Origin of the sequence: Vibrio sp. YT-18 (assembly GCF_033337345.1) — a bacterium.
GTDB classification, from domain to species: domain Bacteria; phylum Pseudomonadota; class Gammaproteobacteria; order Enterobacterales; family Vibrionaceae; genus Vibrio; species Vibrio alginolyticus.
This window is the reverse complement of sequence record NZ_JAWOQO010000008.1, coordinates 89,942-115,244: the sequence shown is the minus strand read 5'-3', so window position 1 is coordinate 115,244 and position 25,303 is coordinate 89,942. Positions and strand designations below refer to the sequence as shown.

Below are 25,303 nucleotides of genomic sequence, written 5' to 3'. Positions count from 1 at the left end.
AATTGATGAAGGTGCTGAGTTTACGTATGTTGAGCACATGTCAAAGCGTCCCGATATAACTATGTTTCTACACAACTACTGAGTTAGTTAAGCGGGATCAAAAAAGCCAGCGTGATACACGCTGGCTTTTGGAACTTTATCTTAAGCAGGAATTATTCTGCTTTTTCAGTTGTTTGGTATTCAAACGCAGGAACAACCACTTCAACACGACGGTTCATTTGACGACCTTGACGTGTCTCGTTGCTTGCCACTGGGTTAGCTTCACCCATGCCTTTCACTGTCATACGCTCAGCCGCAATACCTTTTGCTTGGAACTCGTCAGCAACGGCTTTCGCACGTTTTTCTGTGAGTTGCTTGTTGTAAGCAGCAGAACCTGTCGTATCGCTGTAACCCGTGATCTCAACTTGAGCTTGTGGGTAAGTATTCATCAAATCAACGGTACCAGAAAGGTTCGACGCGTCTTTCACTTCTGCACTTTCTAAGTCGAATTGTACTGTCGCTGTTGTTTGAGCAGGGTAAACGTGATCTACAATGCGTGTTGCAGGACGTGCTTCTACCACCTCTTCAACGGCTTTTTCTTGAACGACTGGCTCAGAACCAAACTTGTAGTTGAAACCGATACCGAAGAAATCTGAATCCATGTCTTCAATTACATCATCAGACATATCTTGGTAGCGTTGGTATTCAGCACGTAGGCTCCAGTTGTAGTTGATTTGGTATTCAGCACCCAGAGAGCCAGTTGGTACGAAATCTTTCTCGTCACCAGCCATCATGTATGCAGCACCAACTTTCGCGAATAGATTCCAAGAATCCGTTAGTGGTAGGTTAAATTTAGGAGCAAGCGTCAATGCCCAAAGATCACCATCAACGGTGTTTAGGCCAGGCTTTTTAAAGTTTGCAGTGAAGTCACCAAGGTAATCAACACCATACTCTGCCGCAACGTACTTGTTGAAGCTGTAGCCTAAGTGCATAGATGCTGCAAAACTGTCGTCGTCACAAGGTTCGTTCAGGTAACACGCATCGTTTAGAGAGTTGTAACCTACTTTACCGCCCATGTAAGTGTCAGCAAGTGCAACGTTTGAGATCACACCACCAGCAAGTACAGTAGCCACTGCTATAGCGATTTTTTTCATTATTCTTTTCCTTTTTCTTGTACACAAAGCAACACATCGCGGCAGCATACTGCCGTAAAATATGAAGCCGTAACTTTCTCTTTTCTTCGAATAGAAATAGCTAAATAGCGTAGGAAAGAATCAAAAATGATATTCAAACGCCAATGACGTAAAACGGAAAAAGGTAACCTCAAGACCATCTATTCATGAGCTTCATCCGCATACCCAACCGAAAAATAAAGTTCGTTGCGTTGGTTTAGCCATAGTCAATTCGTTGCGGAGAATATCACAAAGAAGCCAACTTTCTGTGACGCAAATCACCATAAAAAGCCACTTTCTCAAATTTAAGAATCATCATTTAAGCTTGTGAATGGCAACAAATTTTTACAGGGGAGCGTGGATCTGGAGAGCACAAAAAAACAGCTCATTTAAATGAGCTGTTTTCGAAATAATGAAAAAGCGTTAACTCGTCGAGCTAAATTTTATCCGCTACGGTTAACGTTGCAGCTAATACATCTTGCCCAAACAAAACACTACGCTCAGGAGACCAACCGTAAAGTGGATCTGGGTGATTGTTGTTATCTTTAAATGGCATTTCGATTGTGTAAGACAAGCATTTGAACTGCTCTGCAACCCAATTTGAACCGACCGTCAAATTCGCTTTACCAGGCTCATCTTTATCGTAACCAATCTCATCTTGGAACTCTGGCGTAATAGTCAGTAACGCTTGCTTAAATGATGTCTCTAAAGCGGCAAGATTTTCATCGTAAGAAGGAATACCTTCTGAGCCAGCGACGAAGTTATACGGAATCGCTTCATCGCCATGAATATCTAAAAACATGTCAACACCCGTTTCCAGCATGCGCTGACGCACAAGGTAGACTTCTGGGCTCTTTTCCATTGATGGCGTTTGCCATTCACGATTTAGGTTTACGCCTACTGCGTTGGTACGCAAGTGACCGCGAATACCACCGTCTGGGTTCATGTTTGGTACGACGTAAAGCACCGCTTTTTCAAGCAATGCACGCGCAACCGTGTCGTTTTCATCTAACAGACGTTGGATCATACCTTCCATGAACCATTCCGCCATTGTCTCACCTGGGTGCTGACGTGCAATCATCCAGATTTTCTTTTTACCTTCTTCTGGCTCACCGAAAGTAAGCAAGCTCATGTCGTTGCCGTCTAATGTGTGGCCTAGTGTTTCAAGTTGGCAGTGGTGCGCGCTTTGTGCCATGTGTAACAAGTCTAAATGACGATCGTACGTGTATGGCGCAAAGTACGCGAAGTAAATTGAGCTGCGCTCAGGGATTACAGTGAAAGTCAGCGTGTCGCCATCGAACTCTGCCGGTACTCGGAACCATTCTTCACGATCGTAAGACGCAACCACATCGTAACCTTGCCATCCTTCTGGATAAGCCGATTTAGCCAAATCAAGCAATTTGATGGTGTGCGATTGCTCAGCTTCTGTCTCAAGACGGAAGTGGAACCACTGGTAGAATTCCGACATATTGTCGTTAGGAATTTTGAGTTGGATGTCGTTTTTGTCGTCCGCTTTCACTACGTGAATGCTGCCGCTATCGAAGTTGCTGAATACTTTCATTTTATGACTCACCTTTTAAATCTGAGCTTGAAAGACAGAGGCTAACACAAGGCTTCATCGCGCCCCAATGACTTTCACTGCAAACTGTCTCGTTTGTGGCTAAAGTCTTCAGTTTAGTCAAGCTTATCCGCTTTGCCTGCTGGTCCCGCGAGTTTTGCTAGCCACTTATCCCAGATGAATGGCGTCTGCTCGTTATCTTCTGCTTCCTCTTTGCGACGTACCGCGTTGCGCACTATCATAGCCCCGGTCCAGCGAAGCGGTTCTGGCGGGAAACACCCCAACGGTCCTTTGGCTAAACCACTGTTCGTCCACTCGTTATCGATTCCCAATATCAATGAAGATAGGATCTTTCCGCCCATTCGAGTCTGCGCTACACCATTGCCTGAATAACCAAATCCGTAAAAGATATTGCTCTGTTTATCTAGCTCGCCGAAAAAAGGGAAACCAGTAGCAGAACGATCAGAGCCCCCCGTCCATGAATAAGCAAACTCCTCCCCTCTCAAATGAGGAAACAACTTATCGAACGACTTGCGCAGTAGACCTTGGTAGCGTGTTGGCTTGTTAAACATTGCGTCAACTTGGTTATTGAAAGAAAACTGATTGCCGCCTTTCCCCAACATCAAACGGCCATCTGGCGTATCTCGGTAATAGTGGACGAAGATACGTGAATCCAACACGCTAGAACCTGCCTGCCAACCAGATAGAGGTAGTGCGTCACCAAGCGGCCTGGTGATCACCATGTCGGAAGAGACCACCACGATACTGTTTTTGAACTGTTTAAACTGCTCCACCATCCATGCATTTAATGCCAATACCACCTGCTGCGCTTGAATGTTTCCTTTAGGTGTACAGACAATGGCAGGTTTTCCATAATCTAGACGCGTCATCGGCGTGTCCTCATAAACTTCTACACCCAGATCAATAGCAACACGGCGTAACCCTCTCGCTAATAATGCAGGTTGAACGCTGGCTGCAACTGGAGAGTGAAAGCCTTCTATATGTCGAGGTGAACCCGCATTGGCACGCAGTTCCTCCACCGAGCAACGACGCCAACTGTTCACTTCTAATCGCTTTAACTCGTCCACAACTGGCTGCATTCCCCCAGTTTGAGCCTGATTGGTTGCAGTGTAATAAACCCCTTTCAACGATAAGTGCGCATCGATGTTGTGCTGCTGACAAAAGTCGTCAATCTCGAGCACTGCTTGTTCCGACTCTTTTACTAACCAAGCAGCATGTTCTTCACCGAATAACCGTTTCAATGTCGGAAACTTGGTAGACCAAGTCAGCATACAACCGCCGTTTGCGCCCGATGCACCACTGCCACAAAGGCCTTTTTCAATCACGACTACCTTTTTTTCCGGAGATTGCTGCTTAATCATAATCGCGGTCCAAAGTCCGGTGTATCCGCCACCAACAATCGCAACGTCAGTATTAATGTTCTGCTGTAACGGTTGTGGCGTTTCTGGTTGCTCAGCTTCAATTGCCTGCTTGAACCAATATGAATGATGTGTCATCGGGTATCCTTTGTAGAAGTGACGCACACAACCGTGCTTTGTCACCACTTTACAAACCTACCGAATATTCAACGAGCTAGAAAAACTTACGCTGAGCATTAGAAAATATTTAGATCCTATCCCAAAAGGGGTTTATTCCAAACAATGAGGCCACAAGCAAAATGCGACATGGCCTCGTAGTTTTCTATTTCTTATCCCAACGAACAAGCAATCTACGATAATGGTTTAACCAGCTATGGGTTCGCTCCACTACCCAACTATGAGCCTTAAAATCATCCGATTGTTTTAAGCTAGCTGCCTCTTCTTCTCGTGATTGAACATGAGGGATGTAGTTCAAAGTAACCAGTTCATCATGTAACCTCTGTCGAGATACAGTGGCGCTTGTAAAGGTGGTCGATAGCTTTCTAATGCATCTAAAGTTTGAAGTACCCATTTGATATCGTGAACGTTGGCACCACGCTGACTACAGCAAGTGGCAATCCATTCGCATCCGTCAACAAACTGCGTTTTATGCCTTGTTTTTGGGTTCTTTGCTGTTTTTTTGAGCCAGATAAAGGCACTTTAGTTTGGCAGCCATCCATTGATATAGAGCGCCAATCAACACCAACGTAAATCATGCCATTTTGCCAAAATCGCTCAAAAACGCCTGCATCTCGCCACTCTTGAAAGCGACGATGTGCGAAGCTAGAGGTACAAATGCCCGTTGCGTTAAGCGCATTCCACTGACAACCAGTTCTAAAGACAAAAAGAATGCCGTTCATCGCATCACTATTATCGACTCGTTTTCGATGCGTACCGAAGGATGGTTAGTCTTATGAACGGGCAACAATGGCTCAATTTTTCCCAGAGCACATTAAAGATCAGGTATTATGTTGAACTCATTTACAGTATTTTCAATAGGTGTTGATTTAGCTCAGGCAACACCTATTGAGATAGGTTCTTAGCTCGAGGGCTGCGATATCACTTGGGAAGTCGACGATTGATTATTACATGGGGGTCGCTAAATAGAGTTTGTCTTTGTCTCTATCGACATACACCACATAAGGGACATTGCCAACACGAAATCCATAGGGCTCAACGGCAGCTTCTATCGGAATAACTCGTTCGATTTTACGGTTGAGTAAATCAACTCGCCAGATGCAGGCATAGGCTGATGAGTTATCAAAATAGATTTCATAACTATCGCCCCCCCAAGAAAGGTTATTGATCACCCAGTTTTCGTAGTGATCATTAATCAGAATGCTTTTATGGTAGGGGCTTTCAACGAGTAATTGGCCGTCATCGCTGCTTATTTGACTTTGTTGGTCGGCTGATACTAGCGGTACGGACGAATAGCGTCCTTTGTGCGGAGGTGGCACATAGGGAACCTGTACCAGAGAGGGGGATGCTGCAGTGAGATCTAGCTCAAAATAATCATCCTGTTTGTTTTTTATATACAGCAGTGATTCTTCGATACTATGGACATAGACCTGTTCAGGTGCTGTGAATACGGTCTTTTTGTTACCCGTTAGCAAATCAAGCGTCTTTATATCATTGCCAAGATTATAAATTAGCTCAATACGATCCTTATATTGAGCGACAAGGAAGTTTTCCTCACTAGCCATTTCATTGATGTCGATGAGCGCTTTATGTCCCCACCAGTTGTATGGGTCGACGGTAAAATCTGTCGTTATTGTTTTTTCTAGCTCAGTAAGGTGTTCCGGTGAGTAATCATTGTCGCTTTTGCTCTGTACCATACCGGTATTGAGCTGTGCGACTTGCTGTTGCGTTGTTTCGTTGGTTTGATAAGCGCGTAATGAATAGTATTCGGTACGTTTGTTAACGGATTGGGGTTGCAGGGGGCCTTCTGTGTTAAAGACATAGGCAACCATCATAGAGCGTTCGTCGCCAAGGAAGAGAAGACGGGTCTTGCCATCGTTGGGTATAACACCGTCGAAGGGAATGCGAATTGCTTTATTTTCGGTGTCCGCCTTTAGTAAGGTTAGTGATGTCCCTTGTGTTAATGTTTTGGGGCCAATACATTCTATCGAGTCATGATTTGCGACTTTGCCTTGCCAAGATGCCGGCACGGAAAGGAAGTTTTTGTCAAAAGCACAACTTGAGCGAGTAAGCCGTGTATCAATCCGTGATTCGGTTTGCTTAAGTGAACATAGGCCAAGGTTGGTTTGTATTGCTTGGGCGATACGGGAATGTTTCTGTAACGTATCGGCCTTAACAAGGGAGGCTATGTCGTCACATGCTTTTTGATTATCGCTCCGTGATGCCGCGAGAGAATAGTCGCTAAGCAGCCATAGTGTTTCTACTGACGGTGAATGCGCCGAAAACAAAGCTGGGCAACTATCAGCATAAAGATAAGCTGCGTAGTAGGCTGCTGTGTAATCTTTTTTCTGATAATGCTTTAAAAATAGTGCTCGCGTTTTAGCAGTGGTTGTATCGTTGCATGCATTGTTTTCCGTATTGGCTTTAAGCGCAGTGGGAAGTGCAAAAAATCCAACCATGACAAGCGGTAAGATAATTTTTCTCATTAACTGGTGTAATTGTTGTTTATGGTATCAGCACTATAACAGAAAATAGTGGCAAGGCGGTGATGTTAAGTCAGCGAAACAGAGCCAGCGAAAGAGTTGAGCAGTTTCATTCTGGTTTGTGGTCGGTATGAACAGTGCTAAGAATCAAAAGGATTGTCGCTCATAGCCAGCAAAAGGTGCTTTAGTTTGGCAGCCATTGATCTAGAACGCCAATCAACACCCTCGTAAATCAGACCATTTTGCCAAAATAGCTCAAAAACGCCTGCATCTCACCACTATTGAAAGCTACGATGCGCAGAGCTAGAGGTACAAATACCCGTTGTGTTAAGCGCATTCCATTGACAACTAGTTCTGAGAACAAAAAGAATGCCATTCATCGCATCACGATTATCGACTCGTTTTCAATGCGTACCGAGAGGATGGTTAGTCTTGTGAGCGGGCAACAATGGCTCTATTTTTTCCCAGAGCGCATCGAAGATTAGGTATTGTGTTGAACTCATTTACAGTGTTTTCAATAGGTGTTGATTTAACTCAGGCAACACCTATTGAGATAGGTTCTTACGAGATATTACATTTAAGACACACATTCATCAGGAATATATATTTAATAATAAAAAGGGGAGCAAATGCTCCCCAAAAATAATAAAACGAATTCACAACAAGGATTAAATAGGCAATAGAGTTATAAATGCTAGCGAATAAATTAATTAACGATTACCAGGTTCACGCATGCGGTACTCGTATTGAACATTGAGAATAGGCTGGTAAACAACTTGCCCGTCACTTTGCAAGAACTCATTTACCATGACTTTTGAGTCAGTGATAGAAAACGATTGGCGATCAACATACGTTGTAAGGCTCGTAAACTCATCACGGAGTTGTCCAGATGATTTATTTTGGTAGCTTTGGATCATGTCTCGGCCCATTTCATAAGCCGCTTGTTTGCTATCCATTACGTCGCCATGGATAGTTTCGGTATCGTTTGTCCACTGATAACCACCAGCAAGAGCCATAGAAGGTGCAGCAATCAGAGCAATCGTACTTGCTAAAGTTGTTAAGCGTTTCATAAACCTCTCCTTACTTACCTTTACATCGGGCCAAAATTGGCTCGATACTTATAAGGTACGTATAAAGACCTAAAACACGTCAAAACAATTTCAAATAATGTTCAATTTTCGTTCAACTTATTTCACAATAACTTAGCAACTCAACGTCATATTCAGCCGACATTCGCATTTTCTTCCTTTTGAACAATGGGTTTCAACCTGACACTTCCTTACCAAACCATACAATACCTAAGGTCAATTTTCTCTTAGAATTCCAGCAAAAGAACAGTGTTCAAAACCTCACACAAATGTCGGACACAGCAAAAACCACCTCTTTTCAGTCGTGCTTTGCATTCCTCCTTTTCGGGTTCTTCGCTGCTCGTCCGTCGGTTCTTAATTGTCGCTATTGAGCACAAGTTAATCTGGAGTGAAAATGACCGCGAACAAATCCATTTTTTACCATAGCAAATCGATTTACTCAGATGATTATGCTGATGTCTACAAGCCAATTTGGACCTACAGAGCTAAGTTCATCTTACGTGCGCTTTATTACAAACGTGCATTTAAGCACCTTTCAGACAATATTGAATCGTCATTGTTAGAGTTGCTTTGTACACGTACGCATCGGTTTTTAGAGAAACCGTTTCGTCCGTATATCATCAAAAACAACTCAGCGTTCGATCGTTCTAACTTGGTAGTTGATCACTATAAAACTATTTCAGAACTGTTTTCTAAACAAACAATCGAAGAAATCTACACAGACTCGAAAGGCCTAACATTAGCCTCTTTTGAAATTGACGAAATACTGTACTCGGTGAGATTAGTATACGAAGCACGTTATCAAAAAGAAGGCGACATGAGCCTAGTGCTGCACAGCGCTGAAGATGGCAACTTCTACACGCTCTCTTTTACGCTAGGTCACATCGAATCTGGACGCAGCATTATGATTGGAGGCTTACAAGGACCGCGAAGCAGTGAAGAAAACAACGCGAAAATTAAAAAGCTAACTCGTAAGCTTTACGGACAGAGACCAAAAAGCTTGATGGTGAGCTTGCTCACTTTGCTCGCACAAATTTGGGAAGTAAATACGATTCTAGCGGTGAAAACGCAGTCCCATACTTACGCAGCTAAACGTTACAGCAAAGGGCGAATAAAAACGGATTACGATGCACTCTGGCAAGAATTGGGCGGCACCGAATACAATCGTCATTTTTACTCAATTGATGTAAATGCACCCCGTAGAGATATCGAAGGCATGTCGCGCTCTAAGCGTTCGATGTATCGTCGCCGTTATGAATGGCTAGACAACACCAAGGTCACTTTCGAACAAATATTAAAAGGCGAGCAAGCTAAAAGCTAAGGAGAAGCGTTCATGCGTTATTCATTCATTACTGCTTTAGTGTTGTCGGCTTTTTCTTTGTCAGCCAATGCAGAAACCAGTGAGCACATCATAGGTACAAACATTGGCTATGGCGATGTGAACTACGATGCTCCGACAAGCAAAGAATCAGGCGACATGTTCTTAGGTGAAATATATTACCGCTACATGCCAACACATAACTTTGGTATCGAAGCAGGTTATAAAGGCGCGTTTGACGGTATCGGCTCGATACTCGTGAGTCCGATTTCAGAAGTCACCGATACGAGCTTCTCCGGACCTCGCTTGAGTGGCTATGCTAGCTATCCTCTGGGTTCAGGTTTCGAACTGTACGGCAAGGCAGGTGTCACTCTCTACACTCTCGAATACACTTATAAAGTGAACGGTCAGAGCAAGAACATCGAACACTCAAGTGTCGGAGGGGAAGCCGCTGGCGGTATCGGCTGGAGCTATAAACACTTTGGTTTGAATGCAGAATATGTGTACTCAAAAAACAGCGATTTTGACTCTAGCGGCGTGATGTTTGGTGCGCAACTGCGTTTTTAAACAAGGCTTACAAGTTAATACAAAAGGCAGCGAGAGGCTCATTCGCTGCCTTTTTTCGTGAATATAGGTCAATACGCAAGCGCGAGAATAATCCCCGCCACGATAGAAGTAACGCCAAGCCCTCGGGTGAGATACCATTTCTCAGACAGAAACCAAATCCCCATAAACAATCCAAACACAATGCTGATTTGCCTTAGTGCTACGACCAAACTCACGTTGTCTGTCATGGTCATAGCAAACAGCACCAAGCCGTAGGTGGATGCCATCATTACCCCTGCCATGCTGGCTGTTTTGCGGATCTGCCACGCAGTCTTAATCTCATCTGGCTTGCCCGTAACTAAGCACCATACAAGGGCTGGAATACCAATTGCCCAAAACTGCACGCCCAAGTAGAAGATTGCACTGTACTGATCATTCAAGATATCTGATGCTTGTCCTGTGAGTAAACTCAGCGCTTCTTTATCGACCACCGAGTAACCCGTTGTGCCTATTGCAGCAATTAATGCCCAGAACACACCGACGTTCAAATAGGAACCCAATATCATTTGACGAAAATTCGTCAGTGGCACCAGCATGCAACCAAGGGTAATCAGCAAGAACCCAAGCCACTGCTGACTAGATAATTCATGTCCCAATGCAACACTGATTGCGCCGACCATCATCACTGGCAGTGCCCGAGCAATGGGATAAACCACACCCACGTCTGCGTGCTTATAAGCGACAATCAAACCGACCAGATAGACCATTTGTGAAATGCCGCTAATGAACAGCAATCCCCAAAATTCACTCGGTAATGATGTCCAGCCAATGGTCACCAAATACCAAATCAAATAAGGGGTAAGAATGAAACATGCAGAAAAGCTGGCGGCCATAGTAAACGCGAGCCCAGAGCCTGAGTTGCTTTTACCAAGGATATTCCAACCCGCATGGAGAACAGCAGAAAAAACGACGAGACCAATCGCCAACAAATCCATTTCAATGTCCCTGTCTGAATAAAATAAAGGCCCCGAGATGGAGCCTTAGATAATGAGAAAATCCACTTAACGATTGAGTTCCGCCAGAGATTCAATGCTGATGGCATCGTGTCGCCAATACTCGATATCGCAATCAATCAACTCACCGTGCTGGTTGTAGTTGATGCGCTCCACTACCATCGCTGGCGTACCGGCTGTCGCGCGCAGTGCCTGAGCCATTTCACCCAACAAGGTGCTGGTTGAAATGCGGTAGCGAATCTTTTGATACGTCACGCCATAATGCTCGCGGTAAATGTCCGTCAGTGAGTTTGACAAATCATAGTCCAGCAGATTCGGAAACAGCTCTGGGCGAATATAGTTTGTTACGAATACTACAGGTCTATCTTCAAGGTATCGCACACGGTCGACTCGATACACGTCCGAGAAAGGCTGCAAGTCCAACAAGCGCGCAGCTTGTTTGTTTGCCAAGGTTCCTTTTGCTGCGACCAACTCCGTTTTTGGCACGCGATTTTGCGCTTTAGCCATGTTCGGGAAATTTAGCGTTTGGGTTGGGTCGTAACGCAATGGCTCGGGTGAGATAAACCAACCTCGGCGATCTTCGCGATAGATTCGACCTTCTGCTTCCAGCAGTGATAAAGCTTCACGCAGAGTGACGCGTGTAGTATCGAACGACTCCGCCAACTTACGCTCTGCTGGCAGTTTTTGACGCGGCGATAGCATGCCCGCTTCAATCTGTTCAACAATCGAATCTTTAATTTTTACGTATTGCACGAAGTGTCCTTATCTTTTGCGCCAAGCTTGTGTGCGATTTTCTAACAATTTACCCAAAGTCATCTGAACAATCTTCGCAATTGCGGCAGCAATCATGATCATGACAGCCATTGCCGCTGCAGCGCCAGTTTGACCTGCATCGTCCATATTCAGAATCGAGACCGAAGCCGGAATCGTATCGGTTGAGTAAAGGAATACTACCGCAGAAGTGGTGGTTAATGCATTAACAAACAAGTAAGTCGCAATGTCCAAAATCGCAGGTAAGCACACAGGTAATGTCACTTTAAAGAACAACTTGTATTGAGGAAGCTTCACCGATGCCGCCGTGGCTTCAATCTCCGATGGCAACTGCTTTAGCGCTGTCAGGGCGGTCATGTGACCCACTGTGTAGTAATGCACTACCGTGTTAATCACCAAGAATGCCATGGTGCCATAAAGTACGTTTAGAGGATTGTTCGCATCGTTGAAGTAAAAGATGTAACCCAAGCCAAGCACCATACCCGGTACCGCCATTGGCACCACGCTGAGCATTTGCATCACCTGACGAATTGGACCAAACGCACGCCCTTTCTCAATGCAGTACGCACCGACAAAGATGATGGCTGTACCAATAACCGCTGTCCAACCTGCCAGTGTTAGTGAGTTGAAGAATGGGCTCCAACCGTAAGTGCTCATTTCAGCAAAGTTGTAGTTGTTTAGCGTTAGAGCTTTGTTCCAAGGCCAGAACGTAACTAACGAGCCATACACCGCCATGCCAAGCACAGCCAACACTGCGATAGAAATGATGCTGCAGTAAACCAAACAAATGCTGTCGCGCGCTTTGTTGGGTTCAGGCTGATAAGGCACTGAACGTGTGTCGAATAAGCTCTTTTGCTTTTTCTGTACCCAGCGGTCTGCGCCGAACGCCATTACCGCAGGGAATAACAACATAATGCTAGTCACCGCACCCATGGCAAAGTTTTGCTGTCCCACGACTTGCTTGAAGATGTCAGTCGCCAGAACGTTGTAGCTGCCCCCAATCACTTTCGGCACACCAAAGTCCGTGATAACCAATGTAAAAACCACAATAAGCGTACTGATCAAACCGTATTTCGCCGCAGGTAACGTCACCATAAAGAAGGTTTTGATGGGTGAAGTTTTAAGTGCGCGCGCTGCTTCATACAAGCGGGCATCTGAAGTGCGCAGCGAAGTGGTCAAAATCATCAATGCATGAGGGAAGGTCCAGAAAATCAAACCCATCGAGATACCAATCACGCCGTAAATCGAGCTTCCTAACAGCATCTCTTTGGCAATGCCTTGATTACCGAAAAGGAAAATCAAACTGATCGCTGGTAACAACGAAGGCGCGAGAATCGGCGCAGTACCTAGGATTTGAAACAAACCTTTAAACGGCATACAGGAACGAGTCAGCGCGTAGGCATAACCAAACGCAAGCACACCCACTACTGAGGTCACAATCACGCCCAAAGTGAAGGTATTACTCACCGACACCCACAAGCTTGAAGAAGAAAAGTACGTCGCAAAGTTCGCCAATCCGACAAATTCGCCATTGGCATTTTGCACACTCTTGGTCAACATTGCCCAAAGCGGCATTAAAATGAATAGCACCATCATGGTCGACAAGCCAGCAAGCAAACCAAACAACACAAGGTTGTCGCGGCTAACACGTCCGCGTAAGGATTTTGCTTTGTCTTGCGTGGTCAGGCTATTCATCGTCATTGTCTTCGCATCCATGTTTACACCTACGCTGCTAGCGCTTTATCAACCGAGGGCACGGCGTAACCATGCAGCCCTTCTTCAGCAAACTGGATGTAACGTACATCGCCCGCCTTGATATTGAGTTTTTGAACCGTTTCCACAGGCACATCCACGACGATGGTTTTCGTTGAGCTGTCGTTTTGCAATACGCAATCAATGCGGAAAAACGCCCCCAGAAATTCGGTTGCCGTAACTCGCACAGGTAAAGAATTGGTGTAGTTTTCAACGAACTTGATGCTTTCAGGGCGCACCGCAAGGTCGAAGCGATCACCACGTTGGATCTTACGATTGGTCAAGCTTGGCGCTGGCATCAAGGTTTCGGCAATGCGTACTTGGGAGTCCGTTGCTACTGAGGTTTCAATAAAGTTCATGCTGCCGACAAACTCAGCGACAAAGCGCGTGGCTGGTTGTTGGTAGATCTCTTGAGGTGTGCCGACTTGCTCAATCACACCATGGTTCATTACCACGATACGATCCGCCATCGACAACGCTTCATCCTGATCGTGTGTAACCATGATGGTGGTGATGCCAAGCTTACGTTGCAGCTTACAAATCTCGTCACGTAAGTGAACACGCACTTTTGCATCCAACGCTGACAGCGGCTCATCAAGCAGCAGTAGACCCGGAGACAACGCCAATGCGCGAGCAAGTGCCACACGCTGCTGCTGACCACCAGAAAGTTGGTTAGGGAATTTCTCGCCAGAGGTCGGAAGACCAATGGTTTCTAGCCAGTAATCCACCTTCTCTAACGCTTCTTTGGTCGACATGCCTTGGTTCTTCAAACCCACCGCAATGTTCTCTTGCACAGTTAGGTTCGGAAACAGCGCGTAAGATTGGAATACGATGCCGAAATCGCGCTTCTCTGGTGGTAGGAATGTGGTCTCTTGACCGTTTTGAAAGATTGCACCAGACGTTGGCAAGTCTAAACCTGCAATAGCACGTAGCAGAGTGGTTTTACCGCAGCCAGAAGGACCAAGAAAACAAACGAACTCGCCCTTTTCAATCGCTAGCGAGATTTTCTTTAATGCAGTGAACTGTCCGAATTGCTTCACTACATTTTCGATATTTAGGTAATGTTGGTTAGTTGACATAACACACGCTCCAAATGGTATATACCAACTTTAGTTTTGGAGTGTTACGTTCCAATGACAAATTTATAGCCAGAAGATGACAAATAGATGAAGGGTGATGAGGTTTGTTATAGAAGTTTAAGCTTCACTCTATGAATTGCACACTTATGCACCTCATACATTTTCATCACAAATGCGTTACTAAAATCCGACAGGTTTTGACGGATCTTATCTATAACAGGATCTACACGCCTTGACAGATAAGGCAGCCCAGAAAAGCAAGTAGATTTCGCTCTGTTTTTGCAATTTTCACAGTTTTCTTCGCAACTGAGATCAACGCCAATAAGATCGATTTGTTGTCGCTCGCTACCCATTGTTAATTGATCAAAATCAATGTTTTCAATTGGTGCTTCTCGTTAAATACCGTTAAATTACAGTATAAGAAAAGCCACACTATCCTGTGTTTTAAAAGGATTTTTTTACTATATATTGTGCTTTTTTAACAAAAACGATTAGGGAGGAGAAGTGAAACAAGCGTGCGCTACAGGTAGTGCATAAAGGAAAGCCCCAGATGACTGCAATCAACTAGGGCTTAGTAGATAAAACTAACCCGAAGGTTACTGATATCTTGCGTTGAAGAAACTATAAATCAGTGAACTTTCGGGTGCAACCTTAATTAAGGAGCATGCGATGAGATTTAAAGATCCACTGAAAGACTCAATTCGCGATACCTTACCCGTAGTAGCTAGAGGAGTTCTAGCTGCTTTAGCTGGTAAGATTTTCGAACTATTCATGTGATATACGAAGACTTTAGAAGGAGAGCTTTCTCTCCTTCCTTTCAGTTACACAATACGTTAACGCATAGAGACTTCATCTGCTCTCAAGGTGGTCATTCCGGACGAGCCTAAGCGAGCCATCCGGAATCTCTTACAAGCACAATGCTAAGAAATTTCCAACTAACGCTTTTGCTGCGTTCAACTTTTACAACCCCCTCCAGCTCCCCCTTTTCTCAGCATGGTGTGCCATGCATTTGAATGTGGTTATCAAGGGGGAGGGTTTTCTTTTTCGTGGTTAGCTTAGTGCCCCCCTTTATACAGACTATGATGCTTTCACTATCACGAACAACAAGTACAGTTAGTCCCTCCCCTTTACCAGCGTGACTGTTGTAGTCCCAGAAGTTAAAGCCAAGGGGAGGTTAGGTGGGGTTGCTGCTTTAAGGCTTTTGACTCTCGCCTCTTCCAAAAACAAAAAATCCACCTCAACCGAGGTGGATTTCAGTATTCAAATCAAAGCAAATTCAATTAAGACTTTGGCTCTGATTTCGCGTCGAACTTCTCAGACCATGCCGCTAGAATCTCTGCACGCTTACTGCCCATTTGCGCGAAGTCCATCTTCGCCATGTTCTCTTGAACGTTCGGGAAGTTAGACACGGTCGCTTTCACTTCTTTATGTGCAACCACTGGGTACATTTCTACGTAAAGCTCGTTTGCTGCTTTAGATATTGACCAGTCGACAACGCGCTTCGCTGCATCAGACTCTTTTACTAGACCAACGGCTTCAGATTCCCAGCCAATACCTTTAGGTGTGATAACCGCAAGTGGTGCACCCTGTGTTTTCAGCTTCGCGCCGCGGCTTGCCATCGAGATACCGATAGCCACTTCACCCATGCCCGCTTGAACACATGGCTTAGAGCCAGAGTGCGTGTAGTGTGCAATGTTCTTGTCTAGGTCACGCATGTAGTTCCATGCCTGATCTTCACCCATGTTTTGTAGCCAAGCAGAAACCTGCATGTAGCCAGTGCCTGAAGAAGCTGGGTTCGGCATTGCAATGTGACCTTTGTAAACCGGCTTCGTTAGGTCTTCCCAAGACGTTGGTTTAGGCAGGTTAAGTTGTTTCGCTACCGCTTCGTTAAAACAAACTGCGTTGAAGAACGCATCGTTACCGAACCAAGCTTGGTTTGATTGAGGGTCGTTTAGGTTCGCGTGCAGCTCTTCCAAACCTTTTGGTGTGTAAGGCTTAAGAAGACCTTCATCTTTAAGCAGTGCCATTGACGAGCCAGCAAGACCCCAAACCACTTCCGCTTGAGGGTTGTTCTTTTCTGCCAGCAATTTCGCCGTCATGATACCGGTGGAATCGCGAACCCACTTAATCTTGATATCTGGGTTATCTTTCTCAAACGCAGACTTGTATTTCGCAAGAATGTCAGTTTCGAAAGCGGTGTAAACCGTGACTTCCTGTGCTGCCATTGCATTCGTAGCTAGCAGAGAGACAAGTGCAGCCAGCGATCCTTTCATCAAACGGTTTTTCATCATTTTCTCCAGTTAATTTGGCTAAGTTTTCATTTGGTCTGTACCAGTTGACGATATACACCCTACTGAGCCTTTGTGACGAAATCATGACCATTAAATGGCAGTTTTACGAAAATTTGCGATGAATAATCGTTCAATTGATCCGCCATTTTCTGGATATTAAAGTTTTATGAAATTGGAGATTCGCCTATTTACTGCCCTTTTCTTCCTCGCTAGAGTGAACTCGAAATTTGGTGTAGACCAATTAGCCTATTCTGATGGAAATCGAGATGAAAAACGAATACCTACTACTGACTCCAGGTCCTCTATCTACTTCTGAAACGGTACGTGAAGCCATGCTAAAAGACTGGTGTACTTGGGATGATGAATACAACAAAGACATTGTAGAAGTGATCCGCACTAAGCTTGTAACACTAGCGACGGAGCAAGACGGCTACACCAGCGTACTAATGCAAGGTAGCGGCACCGCATCAGTGGAAGCAACGATTGGCAGCGCCATTGGCAAAGATGGAAAATTGTTGGTTGTCGACAACGGCGCTTACGGTGCACGTATCGCTCAGATCGCTGATTACCTAAATATTCCATGCCATGTAGTTTCCCCAGGCGAAACATCACAGCCACACTTGAACGAGGTGGAAACTGCATTGGCATCGGATCCTACAATCACACACGTGGCGATTGTTCACTGTGAGACAACCACTGGCATGCTTAACCCAATTGAGGCATTTGCTTCTGCGGCAAAAGCACACGGTAAAGTCGTGATTCTCGATGCCATGTCGAGCTTTGGTGGCATTCCTATCGATATCGCAGAGCTAGGCATCGATTTTATGATCAGCTCTGCAAACAAATGTATTCAAGGCGTACCGGGTTTTGGCTTTGTGATTGCGAAACAAACTGAGCTAGAAAAGTGCCAAGGTCAGGCGCGTTCTTTGAGCCTTGATCTTTACGACCAGTGGCACTGTATGGAAGTGAACCACGGCAAATGGCGTTTCACGTCTCCAACGCACACAGTTCGCGCTTTCTACCAAGCCTTGTTAGAACTGGAACAAGAGGGCGGCATTGAAGCGCGTCATCACCGTTACCAAACTAACCAGAAAACACTGGTTGCAGGAATGCGTTCTCTGGGTTTCGAACCACTACTGAGTGATGACCTTCATTCGCCAATCATCACTTCTTTCTACTCTCCGACGCACAGTGATTACCAGTTCAAAGCGTTCTACACACGTTTGAAAGAGCAGGGCTTCGTGATCTATCCGGGTAAGGTATCGAACGCAGATTGCTTCCGCATCGGCAACATTGGTGAAGTTTACCCAGCAGATATCGAGCGCTTAATCGGTGCGATTGAAAAAGCAATGTATTGGCAAGTTGCGTAAAGCAGCCTTCTGATTGAGAGAGCGTTATGACTCAGAATATCAAACCGACCCATTTCCGCAGCGAAGGCGATGTCAACACAACACCAGCGCGCCAAGCTTGGAATGCATCGATGGACGACAAACGCACGCAAGCATTATTGAAGCGTGATTCAGAGGTCTTTCTTCATCAAGCTATGTCGACACCTTGCTTGGATACATTGGAAGCAGCAGAAGGCATCTATATCCAAGATGCTACCGGCAAAAAGTACATGGACTTCCATGGCAATAACGTCCATCAGCTGGGCTATGCTCACCCGCATGTGATTAAACGCGTGCAAGAGCAAATTGCCAAACTGCCGTTTTCACCACGTCGTTTTACCAACGAGACCGCAATTGAATGTGCCGAAAAGCTCACCCAAATCTGTGGCGGCGAATTGAACCGCGTGCTGTTTGCTCCGGGTGGCACATCTGCGGTTGGCATGGCACTTAAACTAGCGCGCCACATCACGGGCAACTACAAGGTGGTGTCTCTGTGGGATTCCTTCCACGGCGCATCGTTGGATGCCATCTCAGTGGGCGGCGAAGCGTGTTTCCGCCAAGGTATGGGACCATTAATGGCAGGTGTTGAGCGCATCCCACCAGCCGTATCTTACCGTGGTGCTTTCCCAGTCGCGGACGGCAGCGATGTGCATTACGCCGATTACCTCGAATACGTGATTGAGAAAGAAGGCGGCGTGGGCGCGTTTATCGCAGAAGCAGTTCGTAATACCGACGTACAAGTGCCGAGCAAAGCCTACTGGAAACGCATTCGAGAAATCTGTGACAAACACAATGTCATGTTGATCATCGACGACATTCCTAACGGCATGGGTCGCAGCGGTGAATGGTTTACCTACCAAGCCTACGACATCGAGCCAGATATGCTCTGCATCGGTAAAGGTTTGGGTGGTGGCTTAGTGCCTATCGCAGCCATGGTAACCAAAGACAAATACAACACCGCCGAGCAAATCTCCATGGGTCATTACACTCATGAGAAAAGCCCTATCGGTTGTGCTGCAGCACTGGCAACCATGGAAGCCATTGAGCAAGACGGCTTGTTAGAGAAAGCCAAAGCCGACAGCCAGTTCATGCGTGAAAAGCTGCTAGAGATGAAAGCTAAGTACCCTGTGATTGGCGATGTTCGTGGCATCGGCATGTTGTGGGGCATTGAGTTGGTCACTGACCACGAAAGCAAAGCACGCGCGTATGACGAAGCGGAAGCAGTGCTGTACCAATGCCTCAACAACGGAGTGAGCTTTAAGGTATCGCAAGGCAATGTGATTCAACTCAGCCCACCGCTGATCATCACCCGCGAACAACTAACAGAAGCGTTAGCGATCTTCGAAGAAGCCATCGCCAAAGTGTGCAAAGACTTTAACTACTTTTAGGGTCAATAGACCTCAACAAAACCAATTATCCTGAGCGCAGTTCCAATGTGTAGGCAGCGCTCTGGCAAGCAAGAAAAAGGATTGAACATGAGCAACTCACCAATTCAAGCAGTGATCTTTGACTGGGCTGGCACTATCGTCGATTTCGGCTCTTTCGCGCCAACCAGCATCTTTGTGGAAGCGTTCAAACAAGGCTTTGATTTTGATATCGATCTTGAAGAAGCGCGTGAACCAATGGGGCTTGGTAAGTGGGATCACATCCAAGCAGTGGGTCGTATTCCTGCAGTTGATAAGCGCTGGAATGAGAAGTTTGGTCGCTCAATGACCAGCGAAGACATCGACGCTATCTACGCAGCATTCATGCCGCTACAAAAAGCAAAAGTGGCTGACCACGCAGACCCAATCCTTAATGCGATTGAAGTTGTGAATGGTCTTAAAGACAAAGGCATCAAGATCGGTTCTTGTTCTGGTTACCCTCGCGAAGTGATGGACGTACTGATTCCAGTGGCTGCGGATTACGGCTACAAACCGGATTACGTAGTAGCAACGGATGACCTGCCGCAAGGTGGTCGCCCAGCACCATTTATGGCGCTGAAAAACGTGATTGAGCTGAATGTTACCGACGTTAATGCGTGTATCAAAGTAGATGACGCCGCACCGGGCATCGATGAAGGTCACAACGCCGGTATGTGGACCGTTGGTTTGCTGCTTTCTGGTAACGAAGCGGGTCTGACGTTTGAAGAATACCAAGCCGCGGACGAAGCAACACTTAATGCCGCTCGTGAAAAAGCGCGTGCAAAATTGCTCAAGAGCTCGCCGCATTACCTCATCGACACCATTGCTGACTTCCCAGAAGTAGTGGCAGATATCGAACGTCGCCTAGCAGCAGGTGAGCGTCCTTAGTCTTCATCTTCCACAAATAAATGAAACAAACGCCCCTTACGTGAGGGGCGCTTTTCTTTTTGGCACTATCTTAAGGAGGTTTGGCTTATTGAAGCGTAGTTCCGTTAGATAGCAGCTTCCTTGTCGGCTCTTGCTCGGTGTATTCGACCGCATCGTGAGCGGCGAGCTTATCGACTTCCGCCTGTTCACCCACCACAATCAACACATGTTGTTTCACCAGAGCGTCGACTACTTCAATGTTGTGCTGACGAAGAAGCGCTCTCACTTCGCTCTCTTTTCCTTCATGATACTTAATAAAGTAACGTTCAGGTTGCTGCTCGGCTTGATCTTGGCGTTCATCCACGAGAGGAAATCCTTGATTGTTTGCCAAGCTGCTTGAGCTCAGTCCGATTGCCAATAGTGCGGTAGCGCCTACCGCAGACAAAGAAAGTAAGGTCAACTTCTTCATAGTCACTCCTTATTGAAAGGTCAGAGTCCAACTGTTGATGGTGCCTGTGTCTCTTCTGGCACTGTCTACCGCTTTTAGTTCCCATGTACCTTGCGATTCAAAACCAGAAAAATCCGCTTGGAACGTGTTTTTTATATCGTTAGCGCTGCCGCCAGTATTATTGTGAAGTACAACTTCTCCACCAGTCGGTGACGTTAAAGTCACTCGTAGATCACCGATGTAAGTGTGGCTAATATCAACGTCAATACTTACTGTGCCTGAATCACCAGAGCGATCGACTTCTACTGCACTGATTGCGCCAGAAGATTTATTATCTGGAATCGCAACAGGGCTGGTATTTGAGAAGCTAGAGTCCGAAGAGCTACCACCATCAGGTCCATTACAGCCAGCGTCCAAGAACAGCTTCGCCGCTTCAGCATTAACTAGGCCGTGGCCAGTACGGTTGTCTCGACCAGCAACATCAATATCTGTTGCAGTTTTCACTAGGGCATTACGTACTTGCGCTGCAGTACAGGTTGGGTGGTAACTCCACACCAAGCCAGCTACGCCCGTTACGTGCGGTGTCGCCATTGATGTACCATTGTAGTACTCGTAATCTTCACCAGAGGTTGTTGCAACAGTAATCTCCTGACCAACATACCCCAACAGCTCTTGACCAAATGCACGATCAACCGTTACCGAAACCATACGATAAGCGTTGTTTGTGTCTACCAAGAAAGGGTTTTGTAAACCAGGTAGTTCAGAGTTGCTGTATACGATTGCAGCTCGCGCACCCGCATTGTAACAAGCCTGAACCGCATCTACTTCAGGGTAGTTTCCTGAAGACTGGTTGCCGATACGCTCAGTCAAACAAATTTTGCCCGACATATCACCACAGTTAACGTTACCGCCAGATACATCACAGCTATCTAGCATTGCCGTTACTGAACCCGCGATTGGATCCGGAACATACGAAGAACCGTTATTGATCAAACGATTGTGAGGAACAATCCCACGATCAAACTGGCTTACACCATTCAAGGTAATATCAGAAAGTTTACCTTCACCTACCGTAACCGTTGATAAGATCGCCACACCCGGGCCTGAGATCTCAACTTGATTAGTAGATTGTGAGAACGCTGCATGATCATTTTGATTATCAACAGCCGCAACAGACATCACTGAGTCATAAGAAGCTGGATAGCTGTGCGCTGTATTGCCATCATTACCTGCAGCGGCAATCAATAGAACGCCTTGATCGTAAATATTTTGCAGTGCATTTTGCTCAGTTCGGCTTGATTGACTACCACCAAGGCTCATGTTCACAACGTTAGCACCATTATCGGCACAGGTCTGGATTGCTTTAACAAGCCCAGATGAGTAACCCCAACCCGATTCGTTAAATACTTTCACGATGTGCAAATTAACATTCTGGTTTGGCATCACACCCTTTACACCTTCGGTGTTGGCAATCGCAGCAATCGTACCCGCGACGTGAGTACCGTGGGCATTGTTGTTACCCGGATCACTCCATGATCCCGTACCACTATCGTTAGTACCAGCAACGCGGTTACCGCTTAGGTCGTAGTGCGAAATGTCGTACCCTGAATCGATAATACATACAGTGCGATTACCCGCATTGAAGTCAGCTAGCAGTTGAGCATTAACCGCTTCATATCCCCATGGGGTCGTTTCGCTGAGCAAATAGCGAGGTGGATCGACTTCCACGTATTCCACATCACTACGGTTGCGAAGCGGCTCTAAGTCATCGCCATCCAATTCAACGCTGTAAATGGCGCGATTACCCAGTTTTTCCACCTTACGTGCCTTCACCTGTTCTAGAACAGACTCCTGCGCGATTCGTGGCCCCCAGAATGAGTTACCACCCATTGAAGAACGGCTGACCGCATCTTCTTTGAATTTGACGATGTACTTCGTCGGTAACTTAGATTCATCAAATCCCATTGGTGGAGCCGCAAACGCTGACATCGAAGTGGTCAGTGCTATTGCTACGGCAGACAACGAAAATAAGCCTTGTTTTTTACTTGTTGTGTAGTGCATTTGCCCTATTCCTTATTTGAGCTAATTTTTATTCACTATATTCTCATGAAAAGTCATCATCATGATGTTTGCATGAGAGCTTCAGCTATAGTTTACAGAGCAAAAATGCCAAACAATTTGTTTCATGAATATACAAATTTGTACAAAAGATCATTCAATAAACACTTTAAGTTAACATTAAAAATCATCAACAAAACCTTATAAAGCAATTACTTAATTAACAAAAAGTGAATGTTAAATTAATGTTAGTGAGTAATTATTCTAAATATCACCCATTTAATCGATTGCTATGCTGAATGGATTTTTTGACCGTGGTGCCAAAACTGAAATATTGAATATTTAGTTGTTGACTGTCTTGAGCATTTACTCAGAATTAGAAGGTTTAGTGAGAAAAATTCTCATCTAAATACTGTTATAGCCGAGCGTATTCACGCATTCGGAACAATAACCATTACAAGAAGAGTGAATGATGAAAAAAACAATCACACTATTAACTGCATTACTTCCGCTTACCTCCGCCATTGCAGAGGAGCCAACTTTATCACCGGCAATGGTTTCTGCGGCTGAAGTGGTTAGCGCGCAAGAAAATCAAACTTATACGTACGTTCGATGCTGGTATCGTACGAGCCACTCTAAGGACGATGCGGCTACCGATTGGAAATGGGCAAAAAACCAAGATGGTAGTGACTTCACTATCGATGGTTATTGGTGGAGCTCTGTTTCATTTAAAAACATGTTCTACACCAATACCTCACAAAACGTAATTCGTCAGCGTTGTGAAGAAACACTAGATCTAGCGAACGAGAACGCAGACATTACATTTTTTGCTGCCGACAATCGTTATTCTTATAACCACACGATCTGGAGCAATGATGCTGCAATGCAACCAGATCAGATAAACAAAGTAGTGGCTTTAGGCGATAGCTTGTCTGATACAGGCAACATCTTTAACGCGTCCCAATGGCGCTTTCCTAACCCGAATAGCTGGTTCTTGGGTCACTTCTCAAACGGTTTTGTTTGGACGGAATACGTTGCTAAAGCCAAAAACTTACCGCTATACAACTGGGCAGTTGGTGGCGCAGCAGGTGAAAACCAATACATCGCGCTAACTGGTGTCGGCGAACAAGTTTCTTCTTACTTAACCTACACAAAGCTGGCGAAGAACTACAACCCTGCTAACACATTGTTTACGTTAGAGTTTGGTTTAAATGATTTCATGAACTACAACCGTAGCGTGCCGGAAGTAAAAGCGGATTACGCTGAAGCTCTGATTCGTTTAACAGACGCTGGCGCGAAGAACTTCATGTTGATGACACTGCCTGATGCAACCAAAGCACCACAGTTCAAATACTCAACACAGGAAGAAATTGAAACGATTCGTGCGAAAGTATTGAAGATGAACGAGTTCATCAAAGCACAAGCGATGTACTACAAAGCCCAAGGCTACAACATCGCATTGTTTGATACACACGCACTGTTTGAGAAGTTAACCTCGGCACCAGAAGAACACGGTTTCGTAAATGCAAGCGACCCTTGCTTAGACATCAACCGTTCATCCTCTGTTGACTACATGTACACTCACTCATTACGTTCTGAATGTGCAGCATCTGGCGCAGATAAGTTCGTGTTCTGGGATGTGACTCACCCAACCACAGCAACGCATCGTTATGTGGCTGAAAAAATGTTAGAAAGCAGCAATAACTTAGAAGAGTTTCGCTTTTAATAAGCCGTTGTTGTTCATTGCAAGTTAATCTGCATAAAAATGACCACGATGCTTCGTGGTCATTTTTTATCGACATCGACCCCCGATAACGGGTTTATTTGAGCTCGCTTACTTCAAGCCGTTGATTTAGAGACGTTGACTTTGAGCAGTCTCATTCAGCGTTCTGTTTTGGTACGTTACCGCGGAAGCTGTTCACCATAATAGAGATCAACGTCTTTAAGGTTTCATCATCACTGCGGTATGAGTAGGCTCGTATACCCGTAAACTGAACCTGGAACAACTGAGCAAGAAGCAATGTATCCTGGGCTTCAATTTCGCCATTCTCGATTGCTCGCTCAAACAGCTTTGCAAGAAAAGATTCAAATTGGTTTGCTAAGCTGTTTGTTTGATTGCGCAGCGCATTAAAATCCTCAGCAAATTCACTTGCTGATTTGACTAACATGCACACTTCACTGGGATTGGAGTCTCGCTGATTGATAACCACATCAATCGCGAAAGCTTCTATTGCATCTAGAACCGTTGTGTTCTGAGCTAAATGCAACTCAAACAGGGCTTGTAAGTTCGCAACGTACATTTTTAGCGCTTCACAATATAGCCCCTCTTTTGACCCAAACGTCGCATAGATACTTCCAGGACGCAGATTAACGCTATCTTGTAAATCACGTGTAGATGTTGCATGAAAACCTTTCTTCCAGAATAGATCCGAGGCAGCTTTCACCACTTCATCACGTTGGAATTTCTTTGTATTCGCCATGAGCAATTATCAATTTTGAACATATGCTCAATTTTATATTGAGCGACCGCTCA

19 protein-coding genes and 2 pseudogenes are annotated in these 25,303 nt (G+C 45.4%); 6 read left to right on the top strand and 15 right to left on the bottom strand.

Translation table 11 applies throughout. The features are described from left to right. Positions 1-152: 152 nt before the first annotated feature. The 7 genes and pseudogenes from R7M72_RS12870 to R7M72_RS12840 form a co-directional block, all read right to left on the bottom strand. On the bottom strand, positions 153-1,133 hold the full coding sequence (locus tag R7M72_RS12870) for an OmpA family protein (protein ID WP_005374035.1): 981 nt from the start codon (positions 1,131-1,133) through the stop codon (positions 153-155). A gap of 454 nt (positions 1,134-1,587) precedes the next feature. Next, on the bottom strand, positions 1,588-2,712 hold the full coding sequence (locus R7M72_RS12865; RefSeq protein ID WP_017819760.1) for a M14-type cytosolic carboxypeptidase: 1,125 nt from the start codon (positions 2,710-2,712) through the stop codon (positions 1,588-1,590). 113 nt (positions 2,713-2,825) lie between these two features. Next, positions 2,826-4,226 (bottom strand): FAD-dependent oxidoreductase, encoded by a 1,401-nt coding sequence (locus R7M72_RS12860; protein ID WP_017635100.1) that lies wholly within the window; start codon positions 4,224-4,226, stop codon positions 2,826-2,828. A gap of 116 nt (positions 4,227-4,342) precedes the next feature. Further along, positions 4,343-5,090, bottom strand: a pseudogene (locus tag R7M72_RS12855) (IS5 family transposase). A gap of 122 nt (positions 5,091-5,212) precedes the next feature. Continuing rightward, positions 5,213-6,751 (bottom strand): hypothetical protein, encoded by a 1,539-nt coding sequence (locus tag R7M72_RS12850; RefSeq protein WP_155489403.1) that lies wholly within the window; start codon positions 6,749-6,751, stop codon positions 5,213-5,215. Positions 6,752-6,916: 165 nt separating this feature from the next. Beyond that, positions 6,917-7,251: pseudogene (locus R7M72_RS12845) on the bottom strand (transposase); the annotation flags it as partial. Between the two features lie 207 nt (positions 7,252-7,458). Beyond that, positions 7,459-7,818: a DUF3316 domain-containing protein gene (locus R7M72_RS12840; protein WP_017635096.1), complete on the bottom strand. Its 360-nt coding sequence runs from the start codon at positions 7,816-7,818 to the stop codon at positions 7,459-7,461. Between the two features lie 412 nt (positions 7,819-8,230). Between R7M72_RS12840 and R7M72_RS12835 the strand changes: the two genes are divergently transcribed. Beyond that, complete coding sequence (locus R7M72_RS12835) at positions 8,231-9,157, top strand: VirK/YbjX family protein (RefSeq protein ID WP_005374042.1); 927 nt, start codon at positions 8,231-8,233, stop codon at positions 9,155-9,157. A 12-nt stretch (positions 9,158-9,169) separates the two neighbouring features. After that, a complete protein-coding gene (locus R7M72_RS12830) occupies positions 9,170-9,721 on the top strand; it encodes an outer membrane beta-barrel protein (protein ID WP_005374044.1) in 552 nt (183 codons plus the stop codon). Positions 9,722-9,789: 68 nt separating this feature from the next. On the opposite strand, the gene R7M72_RS12825 is transcribed toward R7M72_RS12830, so the two are convergent. The 5 genes from R7M72_RS12825 to R7M72_RS12805 all read right to left on the bottom strand — a co-directional run bounded on the left by R7M72_RS12825 (position 9,790) and on the right by R7M72_RS12805 (position 16,606). Further along, positions 9,790-10,695, bottom strand: a complete 906-nt coding sequence (locus R7M72_RS12825) for an EamA family transporter (RefSeq protein WP_104976297.1) — start codon at positions 10,693-10,695, stop codon at positions 9,790-9,792. A gap of 66 nt (positions 10,696-10,761) precedes the next feature. Further along, entirely contained in the window at positions 10,762-11,466 is a 705-nt protein-coding gene (gene phnR / locus R7M72_RS12820) for a phosphonate utilization transcriptional regulator PhnR (RefSeq protein ID WP_005374048.1), read from the bottom strand. Positions 11,467-11,475: 9 nt separating this feature from the next. Beyond that, positions 11,476-13,200, bottom strand: a complete 1,725-nt coding sequence (locus R7M72_RS12815) for a putative 2-aminoethylphosphonate ABC transporter permease subunit (protein WP_318056213.1) — start codon at positions 13,198-13,200, stop codon at positions 11,476-11,478. 8 nt (positions 13,201-13,208) lie between these two features. After that, on the bottom strand, positions 13,209-14,315 hold the full coding sequence (locus R7M72_RS12810; RefSeq protein ID WP_005432488.1) for a putative 2-aminoethylphosphonate ABC transporter ATP-binding protein: 1,107 nt from the start codon (positions 14,313-14,315) through the stop codon (positions 13,209-13,211). A gap of 1,280 nt (positions 14,316-15,595) precedes the next feature. Further along, positions 15,596-16,606, bottom strand: coding sequence for a putative 2-aminoethylphosphonate ABC transporter substrate-binding protein (locus R7M72_RS12805; RefSeq protein ID WP_005384363.1), 1,011 nt, complete (start codon positions 16,604-16,606; stop codon positions 15,596-15,598). A 266-nt stretch (positions 16,607-16,872) separates the two neighbouring features. Here R7M72_RS12805 and phnW point away from each other — a divergent pair, with 266 nt between their 5' ends. The 3 genes from phnW to phnX all read left to right on the top strand — a co-directional run bounded on the left by phnW (position 16,873) and on the right by phnX (position 20,285). Further along, entirely contained in the window at positions 16,873-17,976 is a 1,104-nt protein-coding gene (gene phnW / locus R7M72_RS12800; protein WP_213963619.1) for a 2-aminoethylphosphonate--pyruvate transaminase, read from the top strand. Between the two features lie 26 nt (positions 17,977-18,002). Continuing rightward, positions 18,003-19,382, top strand: coding sequence for an aspartate aminotransferase family protein (locus tag R7M72_RS12795; protein WP_262635966.1), 1,380 nt, complete (start codon positions 18,003-18,005; stop codon positions 19,380-19,382). Between the two features lie 87 nt (positions 19,383-19,469). After that, positions 19,470-20,285 carry a phosphonoacetaldehyde hydrolase gene (gene phnX, locus R7M72_RS12790; RefSeq protein ID WP_047478372.1) on the top strand — a complete coding sequence of 272 codons (816 nt, stop codon included), beginning with the start codon at positions 19,470-19,472 and terminating at the stop codon, positions 20,283-20,285. 85 nt (positions 20,286-20,370) lie between these two features. Here phnX and R7M72_RS12785 read toward each other — a convergent pair whose 3' ends face one another. After that, positions 20,371-20,733 (bottom strand): hypothetical protein, encoded by a 363-nt coding sequence (locus R7M72_RS12785; protein ID WP_017635087.1) that lies wholly within the window; start codon positions 20,731-20,733, stop codon positions 20,371-20,373. 9 nt (positions 20,734-20,742) lie between these two features. Next, on the bottom strand, positions 20,743-22,773 hold the full coding sequence (locus R7M72_RS12780; RefSeq protein WP_017635086.1) for a S8 family serine peptidase: 2,031 nt from the start codon (positions 22,771-22,773) through the stop codon (positions 20,743-20,745). A 466-nt stretch (positions 22,774-23,239) separates the two neighbouring features. Between R7M72_RS12780 and R7M72_RS12775 the strand changes: the two genes are divergently transcribed. After that, on the top strand, positions 23,240-24,496 hold the full coding sequence (locus tag R7M72_RS12775) for an SGNH/GDSL hydrolase family protein (protein WP_318056212.1): 1,257 nt from the start codon (positions 23,240-23,242) through the stop codon (positions 24,494-24,496). Between the two features lie 151 nt (positions 24,497-24,647). Here R7M72_RS12775 and R7M72_RS12770 read toward each other — a convergent pair whose 3' ends face one another. Continuing rightward, positions 24,648-25,250, bottom strand: coding sequence for a TetR/AcrR family transcriptional regulator (locus tag R7M72_RS12770; RefSeq protein WP_005384344.1), 603 nt, complete (start codon positions 25,248-25,250; stop codon positions 24,648-24,650). Positions 25,251-25,303 lie beyond the last annotated feature (53 nt).

What these genes read in the sequence shown, in the direction of transcription:
- R7M72_RS12870 (WP_005374035.1), bottom strand. Translation starts at nt 1,133, where the DNA reads ATGAAAAAAATCGCTATAGCAGTGGCTACTGTACTTGCTGGTGGTGTG.
- R7M72_RS12865 (WP_017819760.1), bottom strand. Translation starts at nt 2,712, where the DNA reads ATGAAAGTATTCAGCAACTTCGATAGCGGCAGCATTCACGTAGTGAAA.
- R7M72_RS12860 (WP_017635100.1), bottom strand. Translation starts at nt 4,226, where the DNA reads ATGACACATCATTCATATTGGTTCAAGCAGGCAATTGAAGCTGAGCAA.
- R7M72_RS12850 (WP_155489403.1), bottom strand. Translation starts at nt 6,751, where the DNA reads ATGAGAAAAATTATCTTACCGCTTGTCATGGTTGGATTTTTTGCACTT.
- R7M72_RS12840 (WP_017635096.1), bottom strand. Translation starts at nt 7,818, where the DNA reads ATGAAACGCTTAACAACTTTAGCAAGTACGATTGCTCTGATTGCTGCA.
- R7M72_RS12835 (WP_005374042.1), top strand. Translation starts at nt 8,231, where the DNA reads ATGACCGCGAACAAATCCATTTTTTACCATAGCAAATCGATTTACTCA.
- R7M72_RS12830 (WP_005374044.1), top strand. Translation starts at nt 9,170, where the DNA reads ATGCGTTATTCATTCATTACTGCTTTAGTGTTGTCGGCTTTTTCTTTG.
- R7M72_RS12825 (WP_104976297.1), bottom strand. Translation starts at nt 10,695, where the DNA reads ATGGATTTGTTGGCGATTGGTCTCGTCGTTTTTTCTGCTGTTCTCCAT.
- R7M72_RS12815 (WP_318056213.1), bottom strand. Translation starts at nt 13,200, where the DNA reads ATGGATGCGAAGACAATGACGATGAATAGCCTGACCACGCAAGACAAA.
- R7M72_RS12810 (WP_005432488.1), bottom strand. Translation starts at nt 14,315, where the DNA reads ATGTCAACTAACCAACATTACCTAAATATCGAAAATGTAGTGAAGCAA.
- R7M72_RS12805 (WP_005384363.1), bottom strand. Translation starts at nt 16,606, where the DNA reads ATGATGAAAAACCGTTTGATGAAAGGATCGCTGGCTGCACTTGTCTCT.
- phnW (WP_213963619.1), top strand. Translation starts at nt 16,873, where the DNA reads ATGAAAAACGAATACCTACTACTGACTCCAGGTCCTCTATCTACTTCT.
- R7M72_RS12795 (WP_262635966.1), top strand. Translation starts at nt 18,003, where the DNA reads ATGACTCAGAATATCAAACCGACCCATTTCCGCAGCGAAGGCGATGTC.
- phnX (WP_047478372.1), top strand. Translation starts at nt 19,470, where the DNA reads ATGAGCAACTCACCAATTCAAGCAGTGATCTTTGACTGGGCTGGCACT.
- R7M72_RS12785 (WP_017635087.1), bottom strand. Translation starts at nt 20,733, where the DNA reads ATGAAGAAGTTGACCTTACTTTCTTTGTCTGCGGTAGGCGCTACCGCA.
- R7M72_RS12780 (WP_017635086.1), bottom strand. Translation starts at nt 22,773, where the DNA reads ATGCACTACACAACAAGTAAAAAACAAGGCTTATTTTCGTTGTCTGCC.
- R7M72_RS12775 (WP_318056212.1), top strand. Translation starts at nt 23,240, where the DNA reads ATGATGAAAAAAACAATCACACTATTAACTGCATTACTTCCGCTTACC.
- R7M72_RS12770 (WP_005384344.1), bottom strand. Translation starts at nt 25,250, where the DNA reads ATGGCGAATACAAAGAAATTCCAACGTGATGAAGTGGTGAAAGCTGCC.